This is a genomic window from Collinsella sp. TF09-1AT (genome assembly GCF_003436895.1).
GTDB lineage: Bacteria > Actinomycetota > Coriobacteriia > Coriobacteriales > Coriobacteriaceae > Collinsella.
Window position 1 is genome coordinate 285,546 of the sequence record NZ_QSRC01000002.1, and the last position, 17,415, is coordinate 302,960.

A 17,415-nucleotide genomic window follows, 5' to 3' on the forward strand; every position below is an offset into this window, starting at 1 on the left:
TTCTACCGAACGGCGGACCGGCCGACGCTGCGCGAGCCGCATTCACGCCAATCTGACGTTCAATTTCAAGGGCGCGACCAGAAGGTCAGCGCCCTTTCATTTCACGTCACCTTGGCGTGAATGCGGCTCGCTCGCTGGCATTAGCGCTGCATCGGCGTTAACGTTGCTGTACTAGATAAGCTTTGTTGATTCCAGCTTTTCGATAATCCAGTCGTTGGCTTTGATGACCGGGCGACGGAATACGACGCCCAGGGCCAGCGACGGAATCAGATAGCTCGCCAGAATGCCTAGCTCAATCCAGTACTCCATATGGTAGGCACCGGCCATGGCGGCATGCATGGCGTTGATGCCGTGAGTAAACGGCAGGAACGGATAGATCGCCTGGAACACGGGGCCAGTCATCTCGATGGGGAACGTGCCGCCCGAACCGCCGACCTGCATGACCAGCAGCACGACGGCGAGCGCCTTGCCGATATCGCCAAACGAAACCGTAAGCGTGTAGACGATATTGGAGAACACGAGACTCGCGACCCAGCCCGCCAGCACAAACTGCAGTGGGTTGTCGCACTGGATGCCAAAGAACAGGATGTCGCCCGCGCACACGAGCGTTGCCTGCAGCAGGGCCAGACCGCCAAAGAACAGGTAACGACCCAGGTAGATCTCGTGCAGGCGCACGGGGATCAGCTCGTTGATGAGTTCATCGTCAACCGACACCTTCATCATGGCTGCCAGCACGATCGAGCCCACCCACAGCGACAGGATCGTATAGAACGGCGCCATGGCCGAACCGTAATTGCGGATCGGATAGACCGGCTTGCGGTCGAGCGCGACGGGGCCTGAAAGCGACACAGCCAAACCCTCGGGATCGTTGCCAATCATCGTCTTGATCGTGGCAAGGTCGTCCGACATCAGGGCGCCATCGAGCTCGTCCTTAAAGGCGCTGATCTTATCGGACGCTTCACCTAGCTGATCGGAAGCCTTGTTGACCAGCTTGGCGGCCTTGGAGAGGCCCTTCGCCAACGAGCCGGATGCATCGGTGAGGCCGCTCACGGCACTATCCAGATTGCTCGAAATACCGTTCAGCGAATCCAAAACGCCCGAGATGGTCTTCTTGAGCTCCTTTGCCTTGACCGAGAATGTGGAGTCGTAATCGATCTTGGCACCCGAGACACCCGCCTTGGCGTCGGCGATCGCCTGGTCGGTTTCGGCGCGGACATCGTTAACCTTTGTCATGCTGTCCGAGAGCGACGTTGCGATGCCCGTCAGCTCCTTGGCATTGTTGCGGTACTCAGTCGCGGTTTTGCCAAGCTCAGCAGCCGCGTCCTCAAGCCCTGCCTTGAGCTTTTCGTTACTCACCTGGCCAGCAAGACTACGGAGCTTATCCGCCGTGGCATCAATCTCGTCGGCACGCGCATTGAGTGACGCGGCACCATCGTTGAGCTGTGACACCGTCAGATCGACATGCTGTTTCGCGGCGTCAAAGGCCTTTGCGAGCTCGGTGGACACGTTGTCGAACGACCCGGCACTTCCATCAATCGCCGCATCGATGGCATCGCTAGCTGCCTTGAGCGCCTGCTCGGAATCAGCAATACCGCTCTCGGCATGCTCCATCAGCTGCTTCACCGACTGCTCGGTAGTTCCGGTCTGCTTGAGCAGGCCGCCCGCCGACGTCAGCGAATCGGACGTGGAGCTCAAGATGCCCGCAAGCGAAGTCGCACTGGCCTTGATGTCCTGCAGGTCCTCGACCGAATCGCCCAGCGTCGAGGACAGGTTGGCGATAAAGTTGCTCAGTTGGTCGGTGCTCATGTAATCGAGCAGGCTGGACACTGTCTTAAGGCCGATTGTCGTGATGGTCTTGGTAAAGGTCTCGTTGACCTGGCTCTGGACGGCGCTCGAGCCCTTCTCGGTCACGATCTGGGCGATGGCGTTGGCCTTCTGGTTCTCATAGAACTCGATATCGGCGTGTTTCACGTCGGTCGAGAAGAGCGTCATCATGTCGGAGCTAAAGCTCTTGGGGATTACGACGGCCGCATAGTAAGCGCCCGACTTAACACCGTCAATAGCCTTATCGCGATCGTTGAGCACAATCCAGTCAAAGTTCTCGTTACCACGCAGAGCGGCGGTAACGTTTTCGCCCACGTTGATCTCGACGGGAATCAGATCACTCTCGTAACCCTCATCGGTGTTGACCACAGCGATCTTGAGGTTTCCGGTGTTGCCGTACGGATCCCAGCTGCCGGCGATGTTAAACCATGCGTAGAGGCACGGCACGATGATCAGACCCATCACGACAATCATGCCGATCACGGAGTGAGACACGTTTTGGACGTCGCGCTTAAACAGATGCAGGATGTTCTTCATTTATGCCTCACCTCCTTTTGAGTGCTTGCCAAGCGGGGCGCTATCCTCATTCATCACAAATGTGTCGTCCCCGTTCGCGGGCACATGGTGCATATCGTGGTGAATGGACTGGCCGGCAGCCTGATCCTTGGATTTAGAGCCTCGCCCGCTGGCATTCAGGCCAAACATGCGACGGGCGGCAGGGATCGCCGCTGTGTGCTCGCGCATCTCACGGCGCAGGTCCTCGTCCGAAAGCGCCGAGATGCGCATTTGGGTGTTGAGGCTCGAGCGGATGTACTCGATGTTGATGAGCCAGCCGCAGATGGCGATGACCGAGACAATCCAGATGACCAGCAGGATGATCTTGCCGTTGTTGTCCAGGTCGAGAACCGTCGACAGCACAAAGAGCAGCACCTGCACGCCCACCACGGCGGCAAATCCGCCCTTGATGTAGTACGGGTAACGATGCTCAAAAGCCACTGCATGTTCGAGCAGCTCACGACGGTATGAATCGGAATCGAGCATGACGCGCATTGCTGTACGCAGCGAATAGCGCTGGCGCGGCAGGTCATTGGACTCGCAGATCATAAGGCCTGTCGTGGAAAGCTGCTTGTCAAAGAGCAGGTTGAGGTTGAGCAGCAGCGGACGCAGCTGCAAGCCAATAAAGAGTGCGATGGCAAGGAACACGCCCAAGATGCACAGGTTGAACAGGTAGCTGAACGAGTACATGCCGCCGACGGTCTCGCGCAGCAGATTGATGCCGTAGGTAAAAGGCAGCAGCGGATGCAGCCATTGGAAGAAGCCGGGCATCATCTCGATAGGATACATGCCCGACGAACCGGGAATCTGCACGATAACTAGGATGACGCCAATCGCCTTGCCGATATGTTTAAACGTAGTGGACAGCGCGTAGATGATATTGACGTACGTGAACGAGATAGCGATGCCGCCCAGCACAAAGAGCAGCGGATTGACGCACTGAACGCCAATGACCAGATCGCCCACCGTAACGATGATGGCCTGGAACGCGCCCAGGATCACCAGGAGCAACCAGCGACCAAAGTAGCCCTGACGCGCGGTAAAGCTGCCGATGCCTTCACGGTCAACCTCGAGCTTGTAGATGGCGATGAGCACATAGCCGCCCACCCACAGTGCCAGATTGGTGTAGAAAGGAGCAATGCCCGAGCCGAAGCTCTTGACCGGATAAATTGACTTTGAGGTCAGCTCGACCGGAGATGCCATAAAATCTGCGACGTCATTGACATCGACGCCCATCAGATCAGCCAGCTCGCCCATGGACTCGGAAGTCTGCAGGGCCGCGATGTCGTTGGCAGCGGTTGCGAGCCTGTCCTGGACCTTGGCAAGAGAGTCGTCGGTCTGGGACAGTGTGGTCTTGGCCTGTTTGAGCGTCGCATCGAGTTGGGCCAGCGTGCCACGCGCGCTCGCAATCGTGGGCGTAAGACCCGATACGATGCCGGTCAGGTCGCCCGAAACGGCGGCGAAGGAGTCCAGAGCGCTCGAAGCCTTCGGCAGCGCGTTCTGCCCCAGATCCGTCTGAGCCTGATTCATGTTGGTCGTACCGGTTTTGATCGCAATGTTGATAGCATCGCTGGCGACCGAAACAGCCGTAGCGTCATTCTCAATATCGTTTAACTGAGCGGAGAGATTATTCTTGACGGCCTGAAGGCTCTCATTTTGCCCTCGAAGCATAGCAACCGCAGACGCAATCAGCTTATTAACTTCTTCCGAGCCCGTCGGCGCACTGTCAGCCAGCCCCTGCAGATGGTCGATAAGAATATTGTTATGGTCAATCGTCATCTGAAGCGATTCGAGCGAGTTGTCGATGCGAGTGGTCGTTGACGTCAAGGCGCCCGCCATCTTTCCGACCGCGGCGTTCGCAGAAGCCGACGTCTTGCTCAACGCGGCGCTGCCCTCCGAGAGCGCCTTGGAAAGCGAGGTGATGGACTTACCCGCTGTGGTGCGAGCCTCGCCCAGCAGGTCGTTGCCCTGGGAGATCGCCTGCGTCAGCGACGGCGCCCGACCCTGCAAGCCCGCCAACGCGGCATCGGCCGATGCGATCGAGCCGCTCGTCTTGTCGATGGCGGCGTTCATGTCGCCAATCGAATCACGCACCTCGCCCAAGGTGTCGGATGCCTCGGACACCGAGGCTGCCAACGAATCCTGGGCCTGGGTCGTTTTGTCCTTTAAATCGACTCCGGCATCCTTGGCAATACTGGCAACGGTCTCGCCCGCCGTGGAGACAAATTCCGAGTTGATCTGCTCCTCGATGGTGTTTGCGCCGGTGTCGGTAACCTTGGGCGCAATAGCGCTCTTCTTCTCATTGACGTAGTACGTAAGCTTGGGCTGATGGTAGTTGCCGTCGAGCATCGAAACCAGGTTATCCGAGAAGTTCTTGGGGATTACGATGGCCGCATAGTACTCACCGCTCTCGACGCCCTCTTTAGCATCGGCCGCCGAATCGACGAAGGTCCAGCCCAGCCGATCGTTCTCCTTGAGCTGATCGACGACCTTATCGCCCGCGTTGAGCTCGCCCACCAAGTCGTTTTGGGTGCCCTGATCGTTGTTGGCGATGGCAATCTTGATACCCTGGGTGTTTCCGTACGGATCCCAGTTGGCCACGATGTTGTACCAGGCATACAGCGAGGGAATAACGCACACGCCGAGGGTAACCACCAGGGCGACGGGGTTCACGATCAATCGCTTGATGTCGCGTTTAAAGATTGCAAAGGAAACCTTTGCATCGGATAGTTTGCTGCCGAGACTCACGCTTGGACCATCCATCCTGTCGTTGAATCGAATCGTACTATCGATAACCATTGTACGAAGGCGTTTTAACGTCTCGATGCACAATGGTATTGAGTTTTGCGGGTAGCAATATACTACGAAGATGAGTTAACGTACAGTTGTACAGTATCTTTAATTTCAGCAGGTCACAAAACCACAACCCGCACAAATTAGCAACCCAACTAGTCATTGGGGACGTTCTTAAACGACTAGTCAAACAAAAACGTCCCCAATGACCGCTTTTTCCTCCGTCCCCAAGGGATCATTATTGGACCGCCGATGTTTTGGTAATGCCAGCGAGCGAGCACCAGAGCGAACAAATTGGCATGAAAAGAGGACGGCATAGACCTTCTGGTCATGCCGTCCTCTTTGAATGACAAGTTGTCGCTCTGGTGCCCGCGCAGCGTCGGCTGGTCCGCCGTTCGTTAGAACGGCGGAACGAAGGGCAGCGTCGAGCCGTTACGCCGTTCGGTAGAACGGCGTAACTAAGTTACATCAGGTCGCAGACAGCTGCGGCGAAGGCCACGGGGTCCTCGGGCAGAATGCCCTCGACCAGCAGGGCCTGATCGTAGAGCAGACCGGAGTACTGCTTGATCTTGTCGGCATCGCCTGCCTTCTGAGCAGCAACGAGCTTGGCAAAGACCGGGTGCTTGGCGTTGAGCTCGAGCACGCGCTGGCTCTTGGGCATGCCGTCGGGCGCGCCCTCGGGACCCTTCTGGAGCACCTTCTCCATCTCGAGCGAAAGCGGGCCCTCGGTGGTAATGCACGCGGGGGCATCGGTCAGGCGCGCAGAAACGGCAACCTTCTCGACCTTGTCGCCGAGTGCCTCCTTCATAGCGCCAAAGAGGTCCTCGTTCTCCTTGGTAGCGTCCTCGGCCTCCTTCTTCTCATCCTCGGTTGCCAAGTCAAGATCGCCGGTAGCGACGTTCTTGAGCTCCAGGTGACGATCCTCGACCTCGGGCTCGGCACCGTCGGCAACGGCCTTCTCGGCAGCCTCGCGAGCAGCATCGTCCTCATAGATCTTGGGCATATCGCGCGCCACGTACTCACGCATGGCCTGGAACGTGAACTCGTCCACATCCTGCGTCAGCAGCAGCACGTCATAGCCGCGGTCGAGCACGCCCTTTACCACGGGCATCTTGGCCAAGCGCTCACGCGAGTCGCCGGCGGCGTAGTAGATGGCCTTCTGATCCTCGGGCATGCCCTTGGCATACTCGGCCAGGGTAATCATCTTCTGTTCCTTGGCAGACCAGAACAGCAACAGGTCGGCGAGCTCATCGGCCTTCATGCCATAGCTCGAGTAGATGCCGTACTTAAGACCGCGGCCAAAGTTTTCGAAGAACTTCTCGTAGGCCTCGCGGTCGTTGTCGCGCATATCCTCAAGGTCGGCGGTGATCTTCTTCTCGACACGCTTGGCGATGGCCTTGAGTTGACGGTTCTGCTGCAGTGTCTCACGCGAGATGTTAAGCGACACGTCGGCAGAATCCACAACGCCACGGACAAAGTTGTAGTAGTCGGGCAGCAGGTCGTCGCACTTCTCCATAATCAGCACGTTGGAGCTGTAGAGCGCCAGGCCCTTCTCGTAGTCCTTGCTGTACAGATCGAACGGGGCGCGGCCCGGCACAAACAGCAGGGCGTCGTACTCGAGCGTACCCTCGGCATGGAAGCTGATAGTGCGTGCCGGATCGTCAAAGTCGTGGAACGTGGACTTGTAGAACTCGTTGTAATCCTTCTGCTCAACGTCGGAGCTGCGCTTTTTCCAGATCGGCGTCATGGAGTTGACGGTCTCGAGCTCCTGGTAGTCCTCGTACTCGGGCTTATAATCGTCGCCAGCATCCTCGGGCTTGGGCTTCTGGCGGCTCTTGGACACCATCATCTGGATCGGGTAACGCACATAGTTGCTGTACTGCTGAATCAGGCTCTTGAGGCCCCACTCGGTCAGGAAGCGATCGTAGGTCTCGGCCTCGCCGTCGGCGTCGAGCTTCTCGTTCTCGCGCAGCGTCAGGACGACATCGGTACCGTGCTCGGCGCGCTCGCCGTCTTCGATGGTGTAACCCTCAAGACCATCAGACTCCCACACGTGAGCGGTGTCCTCGCCATAGGCGCGGCTGACCACCTTCACATGGCTGGCAACCATAAAGGCAGAGTAGAAGCCCACGCCAAACTGACCGATGATATCGACATCCGAACCCTGCTGCTCGGCGTTCTCGGTCTTAAACTCCTCGGAGCCGGAATGGGCGATGGTGCCCAGATTGCGCTCGAGCTCCTCGGCGGTCATGCCAATGCCGTTATCCGAGATGGTAATGGTGCGGGCATCTTTATCAAAGGAGACGCGAATAGCCAAGTCGCCCTGGTCGAGCTTGACGCTCGGATCCTGCAGGCTCTTAAAGTTGAGCTTGTCAACGGCGTCGCTCGCGTTAGAGATAAGCTCGCGCAGGAAGATTTCCTTATTGGTGTAGATGGAGTTGATCATGAGGTCGAGCAGTTTTTTGCTCTCGGTCTTAAATTGACGCATGTGCAGTCCTTTCGCGCTACCCCCGTCCGCAAAAACGGCCCGGTTGCCCGAGCCGCATCGCAGACCTGCTATGTTCAGACTTAGATTTTATAACCCATTAGCGCGCATATATACACACGGTATCGAAAAACTGTATGTCCGAGCGTTCCAATGCGCCAATTGCCAAGGAGTGTCCCCAACTGCCGGCAGAAAAGGAACGTCCCTATCTGCCGCCCTCGACCCGTTTGGCCATCCAGGCATGGGGCTGGCCCTCGTCTTCGTAGTCTACCGGGGCAATTTGCGTGTAGCCCGCCTTGGCATAGAGCGGCAGCACGTATTCCTGCGCATGCAGCTTAATAAGCTTAGCGCCGGCATCGCGTGCACACGCACCACTGGCCTCAACGATCGCACTCGCCAGTCCACGACGACGCATAGCCGGCAGCACGGCCACGCGCCCCATAATGTAGGTCTCCCCCGCCGCGGCGCCTTCGTCCAAGTCGCACGTCGGCGACACCGGAGCCTCTGCGTCAGTCGCGCGCTCAAGCTCTTCGGGAAACACGCGCGAGCAACCGGCAAGCTCGCCGTCTACATAGAGCGTCACATGAATGCAGTTCGGATCCTCGTCGATAGCGTCGAACTCATTCTCGTAGCCCTGCTCGTCCATAAAAACGACGCGGCGCACCAGCGCCGCGTCCTCAAAGCATCCCGTCTTAAGTTGGATATCCATGACGGCCCCCTTCATTCAGCACGAACGTTAGGGACAGATTTTAGCGAAAATGAGCTCCGCGCACGCTAAACTTCGCGCGAGCCTTCGCCAGGCAGTCGTAATGACCCACGTTATGGGCATCGCTCGCGATGAAGCTGTACAGGTTTTGATCGAACAGGCGCTGGGCCGGCTTTTTCTCGCGACCAAAGCGACCACCGGCAATAAAGTCCGCCGAAGCCTGCAGCTTGCAGCCCATATCGACTAGGCGCTCCGCCACGCTTACATCCTTTTGAACCGCACGATAGCGCTCAGGATGAGCGATGATCACCTGGTAGCCACGGCACTGCAAATCGTAAATCGTGTTCTCGTACTCTCTAAACGCATACGCATCGGCATGCGTCGAAAGCTCGAGCAGGAACTCGTTGGTCCCATCGAAATGCAGGTGCTCCGCGGCATCGATACCAAGCTCAACGAGCTTTCGATGGTTGACCTCGAAGCCCATCTGGAGCGGAAAACCGTCAGCGTTATCGCGCAGCAGCTCAAAGGCATCCCACATCTTGTCGTAATCAAAATAGGGATCACGGCAGTGAGGAGTGCAAACGATTCTGGTTACACCGGCCCGCTTGGCGGCCTCGAGCATCGCCAAGCTCTCATCGAGATCGGCGGCGCCGTCGTCTACACCCGGCAAGATATGGCAATGAATGTCACGCATAGATCAGCCCTAATTAACTAAACGTTTGCACGGTTGGTGAAGATGCCCTTTTTGGAAGTCCCCTGATCGCCGGAGCCCTTCTTCACCTTCTTACCGTCCTTGGTGTAGTAAGAGTAGTAGTACTCGCTGGTCTCGGTCTCGCAGTAGTTCATAACGGTACCGATAAGCTTGACTTTCTCAGACTTCTTAAGCTGACCGATGGCGTTGAGCGCCTCCTCACGCTTGGTGAAATCCTCGCGCACGACAAAAAGCGCGCCGTCGGTCAGGCTCGCGATCTCGGCAGCATCGATAAAAGTACCGACCGGAGGAGCATCAAAGATGACGTACTGGAACTTGGCGGACAGTGCCTTTACCAGCTTTGCAAAGCGGTGAGAGACGATGATATCGGCAGGATTGGGAATGTGCGGCTCGGCATCGAGGAAGTAGAAATTCTTCTGGCCGGTCTCGACGATCGCCTGGTCGATAGACACCTGCTCAGACAGGACCGAATAGAGTCCGCCACGGGAGCGGACACCGAGCATATCGGCAAGGGACCTGCGGCGCATATCGGCCTCGACCAGCAGGACACTCTTGCCGCTGGTGGCGATAGCCTGGGCAAGGTTGATGGAAACCGTGGACTTGCCCTCGTTGGGAATCGAGGACGTGACGGTAATGGTGCGAATGGGATCGTCTACGCTCGCAAAGCGAATATTGGCCAAAAGGGTCTTGGCGGCATTCTGCACAACAAGCTTGTCGGTGTTTTTCGCCTTAGCCATGCCTATTTACCACCTTTCATAGCCGGAATTCGGCCAACAACGGGAATACCCAGGAGCTCTTCTGCCTCTTCGGCACCGCGGATGCGGGTGTTGAGCATGTCTGCCAAAACGACATAGGCAACTGCGATAAAGATACCGGCGAGGAACGCGACGGCAATATACAGCGCGCGCTTGGGGCCACTGGGGGCTTCGGGGGTCTTAGCCTCGTCGATAACGTTGATGCTCTGGGCAGCGCCGACGTTCTGAGCGACCGTACTCACCGAGCTGGCCATGGCCTTTGCGACCTCAGCCGTCTCCTTGGCATCGGTGCCGGTAACCGAAAGCGTAATGACACGCGTGGTGGTCTCGGAGGAAACAGACACCTTGTAGTCATCCAGATCGGTGAGGCCCAGTTCTTTGGCGGCGCCGCTCTTAACGCTATCGCTATCCAGCAGCGTGGCGATATCGTTGGAAAGCATCTGGCTCGCCGAGAGATCGTTGTAGCTCATCTGACCGCTATCGTCGGTCTTGGCGAGAATGTACATGCTCGTCGTCGCGGTGTAGGTGTTGTCCATCGCAGCGAAGGACACGATGCCCATGGCGATCGCGCAGACCACCGGAAGGGTGATGACCAGCTTGAGGTGCTTCTTCAGCAGCTGGAACAGTTCGAGAAGGGTCATGCAGCTTGCCTTTCATTTCCCCAGTTCGGATTGACAAAACTGTCCGTATGTTATCGCATCTTTTTACCGAGACCAAACTCTATACATAAGAAACAGGCTCTCCTGTAAAAATGACGGAAACAATCGTAAAATTGCACAACAACGCCGCACCCGAAAGTCCGATGCGGCGTCTACATCATTATCTATGTTGTATCGCTATGCGAATGGCTCGTCCTGCTGTATGGGAAACGTCACCGTAATGGTGGTTCCCACGCCCAACTCGCTCGATAGATCGATCGTGGCGTGATGATACAGGGCCGCATGCTTGACAATGGCAAGCCCCAGACCGGTTCCGCCGCGTGCCTTGGACCTACTCTTGTCCACGCGATAGAACCGCTCAAATACCTTGCCCTGTTCTTCAGGCGCGATACCGATTCCCGTGTCGGCGACCGCGAGGAACGGATGGCCTTCGTCGTTGGTGCCGCACTGCAGCGTAACCGTACCGCCGGGTCGATTGTAGCGGATGGCGTTGCTTGCCAGATTGTAGATGAGCTCGTCAATCAAGCGCGACACGCCTTCGATGACCACAGGCTTGGTCTCATGACTTATCGTCACATTCGCCTGACGGGCGACCTGTTCAAGACGCTGCTCAACCGTGTAGATGGCACGCGAGAGCTCAATAGGCTCCGTGGACCCAATGGGCACCGCCTCGCCCTCAGTTGCACGCTCGGCCTCGTCCAAGTTAGACAGCGTAAGGATATCGTTGACAAGCGCTGCCAAGCGGCCCGCCTCACGATAGATGCGACCGCCAAAGTTGCGCAGGTCATCCTCGCCCTCAACCATGCCGTTTGCGATGAGCTCGGCATAGCCCGAAATCGCCGTAAGCGGCGTCTTGAGCTCATGGGTGATATTCGCCGTGAATTCGCGGCGCATACGGTCGTTGTCCGCTAGCACCGCCATTTGGCGCTTGAGTTCCTGGCGCTGCGACTCGATACGCTCAAGCATGGGGACCATCTCGGCATAGGCGTGCTCATAGCTACGGCGCGGGTGGTCCAAATCCACCTCTTGCAACGGCGCGATGATGGCACGGGACTCGCGGCGCGCCATGAAAAACGAGAGTACCGCACCCGCTGCTGCGATAAGCAGCATCGGCGCCACCATCGACAGCAAAATCGCCGCAACGCCAGGCTGGGCCTGCGCCAAGCGGACAACCTGGCCGTTATCAAGGGCGACGGCGCGATACAGCATAATCTCGTCGAGCGTAGAGCTTGCGCGCTCCGCGGAACCCAAACCACTCTCAAAGGCCTCGATGACCTCGGGGCGATCGCCATGGTTGGGCAGTGTGGAAGGCGATGCCTCGTTGTCGTAGGCAACCGATCCATCCTTGTTAATCAGCGTGATGCGCAAGTCCTCGCGATCGAGGCTACGCAAGAACGGGATGGGCTCCTGCTGCTCGTCGAGGGCGGCAGCAATGAGCTCGGTTTCCTGCGCTAGATTGGCACTCGTGGCATCCGCCAAGGTGTTTTGCAAAAAAAACGCACCCAGCACCGTAAACGCCACGATAACCGCCATGGCGCAGACAAAGATCGTCACAAAAACGCGGTGCGACAGCGTTTGTTTTCCCTGGGGGGCGAAGACCACGGGTTACTCCTCCGATGCGGTGGCCGCGGTGTCGTCACCTTCGGCACCATCACCGGCAGAAGGCTCGGCCAAGCGGTAGCCCACGCCGCGCACGGTCTCGATGGCGCTGGCATGCTCGCCCAGTTTTTGGCGAAGCGTCTGCACGTGCACGTCAACGGTGCGCGAACCGCCGTCGAAGTCCCAGCCCCACACGCTCTGCAGCAACGACTCGCGGGTAAAGACCACGCCAGGCTTGCGCATGAGATACTCAAGCAGGTCGAACTCGCGCAGGGTAAGCTTAAGCGGCTCGCCGGCAACGGTCACCTCGCGATGGCTGGGCGAGAGCACGATGTCGCCCACACTGAGCACATCGCTCGCCTGCTTGACCATGCCGCCGCGACGCAGCAGTGCGCGGCAACGGCTCGCAAGCTCCATGAGCGAAAACGGCTTAGTCAGGTAATCGTCGGCACCGCCATCGAGCGCCATCACCTTGTCGAGCTCGGTGTCCTTGGCGGTAAGCATCATGATGGGCACCGTCGCCGTCAGGCGGTCGGCACGCAGGCGACGCATAATTGCCAGGCCATCGGTATCGGGCAGCATGATGTCGAGCAGGACAGCATCGGGCACCCGTCGCGCCACGGCAGCTTTAAACTCGCCATCGCACGAAAAGCCCTCGGCCTCGATCCCCTGCTTGCGCAGCGCATAGACCGTCAAATCCCTGATGTTGTCATCGTCCTCGACGTAATAGATCATGTTGAACCCCTTTGCGGCCGGCATGACCGCATCTTAACCCTAAAGGTACCTTTACGAGATGGTATCAGCCAAAACGTCCCGTCAAATAATCCGCTGTGCGCGGGTCGGTCGGATTCTTGAAGAGCTGAGCGGTGGGCGCGTGCTCCACCAGCTCGCCCAGCAAGAAAAACGCGACCGAGTCGGAGATGCGCGCCGCCTGCTGCATATTGTGCGTAACGACCACCAACGTGCAGGTCTCCTTGAGCTCGCAGGCAAGCTGCTCCACCACCAGCGTCGACACGGGATCGAGGGCGCTCGTGGGCTCGTCCATCAGCAAGATGTCGGGTTGCACGGCAAGCGCACGGGCGATGCACAGGCGCTGCTGCTGTCCGCCCGAAAGGCCCAGCCCCGACTCCTTGAGCTTGTCCTTGACCTCATCCCACAGAGCGGCTCGACGAAGAGAATCCTCGACCAGCTCATCCAGCACGGCGCGATCGCGCACGCCCATGCCACGGGGGCCGTACGCGACGTTGTCGTAAATACTCATGGGAAACGGGTTAGGGCGCTGGAACACCATGCCCACGCGCTGGCGCAGACGGCAGATGTCGTAGTCGCCCAGGATATCCTGGCCATCGAGCGCGATCTTGCCCTCGATGCGACAGTCCTTGATGCCGTCGTTCATGCGGTTAAAACAACGTAGCAGCGTCGACTTGCCGCAGCCCGAAGGACCGATAAACGAGGTGATCTGCTTGTCGCGGATCTTGATGGACACGTCCTTGAGTGCGCGGTGGTCGCCATAGAACAAATCGAGGCCCTCGACGTCGATGCGCGTCGGCGAGGCGGCAAGGTCCTGCGCCGTGGGGCGCGTCGCGTCTCCGACTTCGCGCTCGTGCGCAGCCTCGGCTCGCGCTTCCATGAGTTCTTCAAGCTCCGTGGGCTCCACAGCCGCAGCAGCCGTCATACCGCATACCTCCATATCGATATCAATCCAGCAGTATCGATAGTAGGAATCGCGGCTCATACGCACGTGATCGCATTGTCAAGTGTTTGTAAGGGCTCCTACGCTACGCGGCGGGCAGCTCGATGGTAAAAACGGTATGCTCGGGCGTCGATTCGCACGCGATGGTACCGCCATGCGCGCATACAATCTCCTTGGCGATGGCGAGACCCAGCCCAGCGCCGCCGCGATTGGTCGCACGCGCCGCATCCAGGCGATAGAACTTATCAAAGATCACCTTGAGCTTTGGCTCAGGGATCGGATCGCCTTGGTTTATAAATCGTACGCGCACGCCGCCGTTACCCAAACGTCTGGCCTCAATCGTGATCATCGAGCCTTCATAGCTATAGGCAACAGCGTTTTTCATGATGTTGTTGAATACGCGAGCCATCTTGTCGCCGTCCACGAGCACCGTCAGATCCTCGCAGATATCAACCTGGGCTTCTTTATGCTGTTCGTTGAGAATGGGATAGAACTCGTCGGCCACCTGTGCCAGTAAGAGCCCCAAATCGACGTAGCTGCGGGTAAGCACGATATCGTGGAAATCAAAACGCGTGATGTCGAAGAACTCCTCGATGAGCGCATCGAGCCGGTGGGCCTTGTCGATTGCCACGCCCGTAAAACGCGCGCGCTGCTCAAGCGGCAAATCGGGGGCCTCCTGCAAGAGCGAAAGGTAGCCCACCACGCTGGCGAGCGGCGTGCGCAGGTCGTGCGCCAGGTACGTCACCAGGTCATCTTTGCGGTGGGATTCGTCACGCAGGGCTTGTTGAACCCTACGCTCGCAATCGCGCGCCCGGTTGAGCGCACCCTCGGCCTCGAGGAAGTCGCCGTCAATGTTGTCCCATGTGTCGGGGTTATCGATCAGACGGTCCTGAATGCGGGCGGCAATCACGCGGTCTGCGTGCAGCTCGCCCTGCTCGTAACCCTGGTAGTACAGGGCGCGTCCGCAGAAGAACAGGACGCACACGGCAAGCGCCAGCACAAATCCAAGCATGTTGAACACAAAGCCGGCGTCAAAGAATACGGGCTCGCCAATACCGCCAAGCGCCATGGACCCGATCGCCAACGTAATTGTCCACGCGGCGCCGCCGATCACCACACAGCGGCGAACGATTTCGAATCGATCAATCAGCAAAATGCCAATGAGTAGAACTGCCAGGATGCCAACGATATTGTCAATGCCGATGAGCAGCAGACTCAGCAAAAAGAGCAGCACCGTCGCTAACGCACGGTTGTCAACGACCGCCCTTACGTATTCAAAGAGTCGATCGGGCACCTCGAATGCCCGCCTATCGTCTTTTGTCATATCTACTCCCCCACCATCAAAGGCGTTATTCGATTATGTAGCCGACGCCCCAGACGTTTTTGATAAAGCGCGGCTTCTGGGCATCGTCGCCAATCTTTTCGCGCAGATGGCGAATGTGCACCATCACCGTATTGTTGGAGCCGGGCATAAAGTCCTCGTTCCACACCGCGCGGAACAGGTCCTCCACGGGCACTACGCTGCCGCGATGCTCGGCCAGATACAGCAAGATGGAATACTCGATGGGCGTGAGGCGCACCGGCGCACCGTCCACCGTCACGGAGCGAGCGTCACGGTTGATCTCGAGGCCGTCGAGCTGGAGGGTCGGCAACTCGGTCGCCTGCGCGCGGCTGCCGTAGCTGGTATAACGACGAAGCTGAGCATGAACGCGCGCGATGAGCTCCAGCGGGCGGAACGGCTTGACCACGTAATCGTCCGCGCCAAGCGAAAGGCCTTCGATCTTATCCTGCTGGGCATCGCGTGCCGTCAACATAATTACGGGATAGGTATGGCTGACACGGATGGTACGCAGCAGCTCAAAGCCATCGATGTCGGGCAGCATGACATCGAGCAGTGCCAGGTCAAACTTTTGTTCCAGAATTGCCTTGGCCGCATCGGCCCCGCTGTAGGCGATCTGGACGTCAAAGCCCTCTTTTGTAAGGTAGATACCAACCAGGTCGGCGATGGCCTTCTCGTCATCAACTACCAGTATGCGCTCGTTCATGCGTGCTCCTCTCGCGCTCCATTATGCCCGAGGCGGCGCCCGCCACACACAACAAGCGTGGGCGATTAAGTCGACCTTAAGCACCCTTGCGCCCATTCGAGCACGAATGCGGGCCATGCGCGCACGCAACGATCGTCGTCGCCGGCTAACGATATACTCTAGTGCCAGAAGAGACCATCCCGTCGAAAGCGAAATCTGTGAAGTCCCTCACCTCTTTTGCAAAACGCTCCGCCCAGCTTGCCGCCGGCTTTGCCTGCGCCATCGCCCTTGTTGCCGGCGCGCCCGCTGTTGCCGGCGCCCAAGTGCTCACGACCGACGACGTCTGCGGCAAGACCGCCGACGTCCGCGGCATCACGACAGAAAACCTGCCCGATATCGAGGCAACTAATGCCCTTGTTATGGGCAAGGACGGCACCGTCTACTATGGACGCGGCGCCGATGAGCAGGTCAAGATTGCCTCGATCACCAAGGTCATGACCGCAATCCTGACCGTCGAAAACTGCAAGATGGACGAGAAGGTCACGGTGAGCAACGCTGCCGCCACCGTAGGCAACTCGACTGCCGGCCTGCTCGAAGGCGACGAGCTCACCGTGGAGCAGGCACTACGCGGCCTGATGACCCCCTCGGGCAACGACGCCGCCATCGTGCTTGCCGAGTACGTGGGCAAAAAGATCGACCCCAAGACCAAAGACGCCGAGGCAACCTTTGTGAAGGCCATGAACGAGCGCGCCAAAAAGCTCGGCTGCACCGGCACGGTCTTTGAGAACCCACACGGTCTGGACTTTGATGAGTGGGCCGGCGACATGCACTCAACCGCACACGACGTGGCACTGATGATGCAGGAGGCCATGAAAGACGATACGATTCGTGAAGTCGTCGCGAGCGAGGATTCTTGGATTGAGGTCACGGGCGCCGATGGCTCAGACCATTCGCATTCCATGGACACGCACAACGTTTTGCTCGGTCAGGACGGAAACATTGGTGGCAAGACCGGCACCACCGACGACGCGGGCTATTGCTTTACGAGCGCCTACAACCGCGACGGCGACGAGATCTACACTGTTATTTTGAACTCCACCACCACCGACCAGCGCTTTACCGATACCGCCACCCTTGCCAACTGGTACTACGGCCACAAGGTCACGGTCGCGATCGCCAACACGCAGGAGAAGACCGCCAACGGCAACCCGCTCATGGCGCGCATTAGCCAGACAGATTGGACGGACAAGACGATCGACGCCACGCTCGCCGATCCTACGGCGCAAGCGACCGTGTTTTCCCTTGCCGGCGAGGTGACCGAAAAGGTTAGCTACGACGATCTTTCGGGCACGGTGCATGTGGGCGACAAGGTGGGCAGCATTACGCTCAAGCAGGACGGTACCAAGATCGCCGTCATGGATTTGGTTGCCGACGAGGAAGGCTCGGGGCCGAATCCCATTGAGTGGCTACTCGTGAAGCTCGACCGCCTGGGCCGTCGCATCGACAACCGCCCACTCATGGCAGAAAGCGAGACCGTCGCCAAGGCGCCCGAGGTGTAGGGCGCAAAAAATAATAAGCCCATTAAAAGGAGGCGTCCGAAAGGATGCCTC

At 58.3% G+C, this 17,415-nt stretch carries 13 protein-coding genes; 1 reads left to right on the forward strand and 12 read right to left on the reverse strand.

The genetic code is table 11. The features are described from left to right. Positions 1-171: 171 nt before the first annotated feature. From DXC90_RS02915 to DXC90_RS02970, 12 genes are all read right to left on the reverse strand, one after another. Positions 172-2,361 carry a YhgE/Pip domain-containing protein gene (locus DXC90_RS02915; RefSeq protein ID WP_117734686.1) on the reverse strand — a complete coding sequence of 730 codons (2,190 nt, stop codon included), beginning with the start codon at positions 2,359-2,361 and terminating at the stop codon, positions 172-174. Then, the gene (locus tag DXC90_RS02920) at positions 2,362-5,127 is read right to left on the reverse strand and encodes a YhgE/Pip domain-containing protein (RefSeq protein ID WP_233502119.1); all 2,766 of its coding nucleotides are present in this window, start codon (positions 5,125-5,127) and stop codon (positions 2,362-2,364) included. Between the two features lie 508 nt (positions 5,128-5,635). Next, positions 5,636-7,660 carry a molecular chaperone HtpG gene (htpG, locus tag DXC90_RS02925; protein WP_117734688.1) on the reverse strand — a complete coding sequence of 675 codons (2,025 nt, stop codon included), beginning with the start codon at positions 7,658-7,660 and terminating at the stop codon, positions 5,636-5,638. A gap of 202 nt (positions 7,661-7,862) precedes the next feature. After that, positions 7,863-8,366 carry a GNAT family N-acetyltransferase gene (locus DXC90_RS02930; RefSeq protein ID WP_117734689.1) on the reverse strand — a complete coding sequence of 168 codons (504 nt, stop codon included), beginning with the start codon at positions 8,364-8,366 and terminating at the stop codon, positions 7,863-7,865. Positions 8,367-8,406: 40 nt separating this feature from the next. Next, on the reverse strand, positions 8,407-9,057 hold the full coding sequence (locus DXC90_RS02935) for a tyrosine-protein phosphatase (RefSeq protein ID WP_022094060.1): 651 nt from the start codon (positions 9,055-9,057) through the stop codon (positions 8,407-8,409). Positions 9,058-9,074: 17 nt separating this feature from the next. Next, on the reverse strand, positions 9,075-9,812 hold the full coding sequence (locus DXC90_RS02940; protein ID WP_117734690.1) for a CpsD/CapB family tyrosine-protein kinase: 738 nt from the start codon (positions 9,810-9,812) through the stop codon (positions 9,075-9,077). A gap of 2 nt (positions 9,813-9,814) precedes the next feature. Beyond that, positions 9,815-10,471: a YveK family protein gene (locus tag DXC90_RS02945; protein ID WP_117734691.1), complete on the reverse strand. Its 657-nt coding sequence runs from the start codon at positions 10,469-10,471 to the stop codon at positions 9,815-9,817. A 195-nt stretch (positions 10,472-10,666) separates the two neighbouring features. Then, the gene (locus tag DXC90_RS02950; RefSeq protein ID WP_117734692.1) at positions 10,667-12,091 is read right to left on the reverse strand and encodes a cell wall metabolism sensor histidine kinase WalK; all 1,425 of its coding nucleotides are present in this window, start codon (positions 12,089-12,091) and stop codon (positions 10,667-10,669) included. Positions 12,092-12,094: 3 nt separating this feature from the next. Beyond that, complete coding sequence (locus DXC90_RS02955) at positions 12,095-12,823, reverse strand: response regulator transcription factor (protein WP_089572665.1); 729 nt, start codon at positions 12,821-12,823, stop codon at positions 12,095-12,097. 64 nt (positions 12,824-12,887) lie between these two features. Then, positions 12,888-13,763 (reverse strand): phosphate ABC transporter ATP-binding protein PstB, encoded by an 876-nt coding sequence (gene pstB, locus DXC90_RS02960; protein WP_117734741.1) that lies wholly within the window; start codon positions 13,761-13,763, stop codon positions 12,888-12,890. Between the two features lie 103 nt (positions 13,764-13,866). After that, a complete protein-coding gene (locus DXC90_RS02965) occupies positions 13,867-15,105 on the reverse strand; it encodes a sensor histidine kinase KdpD (RefSeq protein WP_117734693.1) in 1,239 nt (412 codons plus the stop codon). A gap of 25 nt (positions 15,106-15,130) precedes the next feature. Next, positions 15,131-15,826, reverse strand: a complete 696-nt coding sequence (locus tag DXC90_RS02970) for a response regulator transcription factor (protein WP_117734694.1) — start codon at positions 15,824-15,826, stop codon at positions 15,131-15,133. 197 nt (positions 15,827-16,023) lie between these two features. Between DXC90_RS02970 and DXC90_RS02975 the strand changes: the two genes are divergently transcribed. Continuing rightward, complete coding sequence (locus tag DXC90_RS02975) at positions 16,024-17,364, forward strand: D-alanyl-D-alanine carboxypeptidase family protein (protein ID WP_117734695.1); 1,341 nt, start codon at positions 16,024-16,026, stop codon at positions 17,362-17,364. Positions 17,365-17,415 lie beyond the last annotated feature (51 nt).

Excerpts from the sequence above, each read along its gene's own strand:
- DXC90_RS02915 (WP_117734686.1), bottom strand. The coding sequence starts at position 2,361 with ATGAAGAACATCCTGCATCTGTTTAAGCGCGACGTCCAAAACGTGTCT.
- htpG (WP_117734688.1), bottom strand. The coding sequence starts at position 7,660 with ATGCGTCAATTTAAGACCGAGAGCAAAAAACTGCTCGACCTCATGATC.
- DXC90_RS02930 (WP_117734689.1), bottom strand. The coding sequence starts at position 8,366 with ATGGATATCCAACTTAAGACGGGATGCTTTGAGGACGCGGCGCTGGTG.
- DXC90_RS02935 (WP_022094060.1), bottom strand. The coding sequence starts at position 9,057 with ATGCGTGACATTCATTGCCATATCTTGCCGGGTGTAGACGACGGCGCC.
- DXC90_RS02940 (WP_117734690.1), bottom strand. The coding sequence starts at position 9,812 with ATGGCTAAGGCGAAAAACACCGACAAGCTTGTTGTGCAGAATGCCGCC.
- DXC90_RS02945 (WP_117734691.1), bottom strand. The coding sequence starts at position 10,471 with ATGACCCTTCTCGAACTGTTCCAGCTGCTGAAGAAGCACCTCAAGCTG.
- DXC90_RS02955 (WP_089572665.1), bottom strand. The coding sequence starts at position 12,823 with ATGATCTATTACGTCGAGGACGATGACAACATCAGGGATTTGACGGTC.
- pstB (WP_117734741.1), bottom strand. The coding sequence starts at position 13,763 with ATGACGGCTGCTGCGGCTGTGGAGCCCACGGAGCTTGAAGAACTCATG.
- DXC90_RS02965 (WP_117734693.1), bottom strand. The coding sequence starts at position 15,105 with ATGACAAAAGACGATAGGCGGGCATTCGAGGTGCCCGATCGACTCTTT.
- DXC90_RS02970 (WP_117734694.1), bottom strand. The coding sequence starts at position 15,826 with ATGAACGAGCGCATACTGGTAGTTGATGACGAGAAGGCCATCGCCGAC.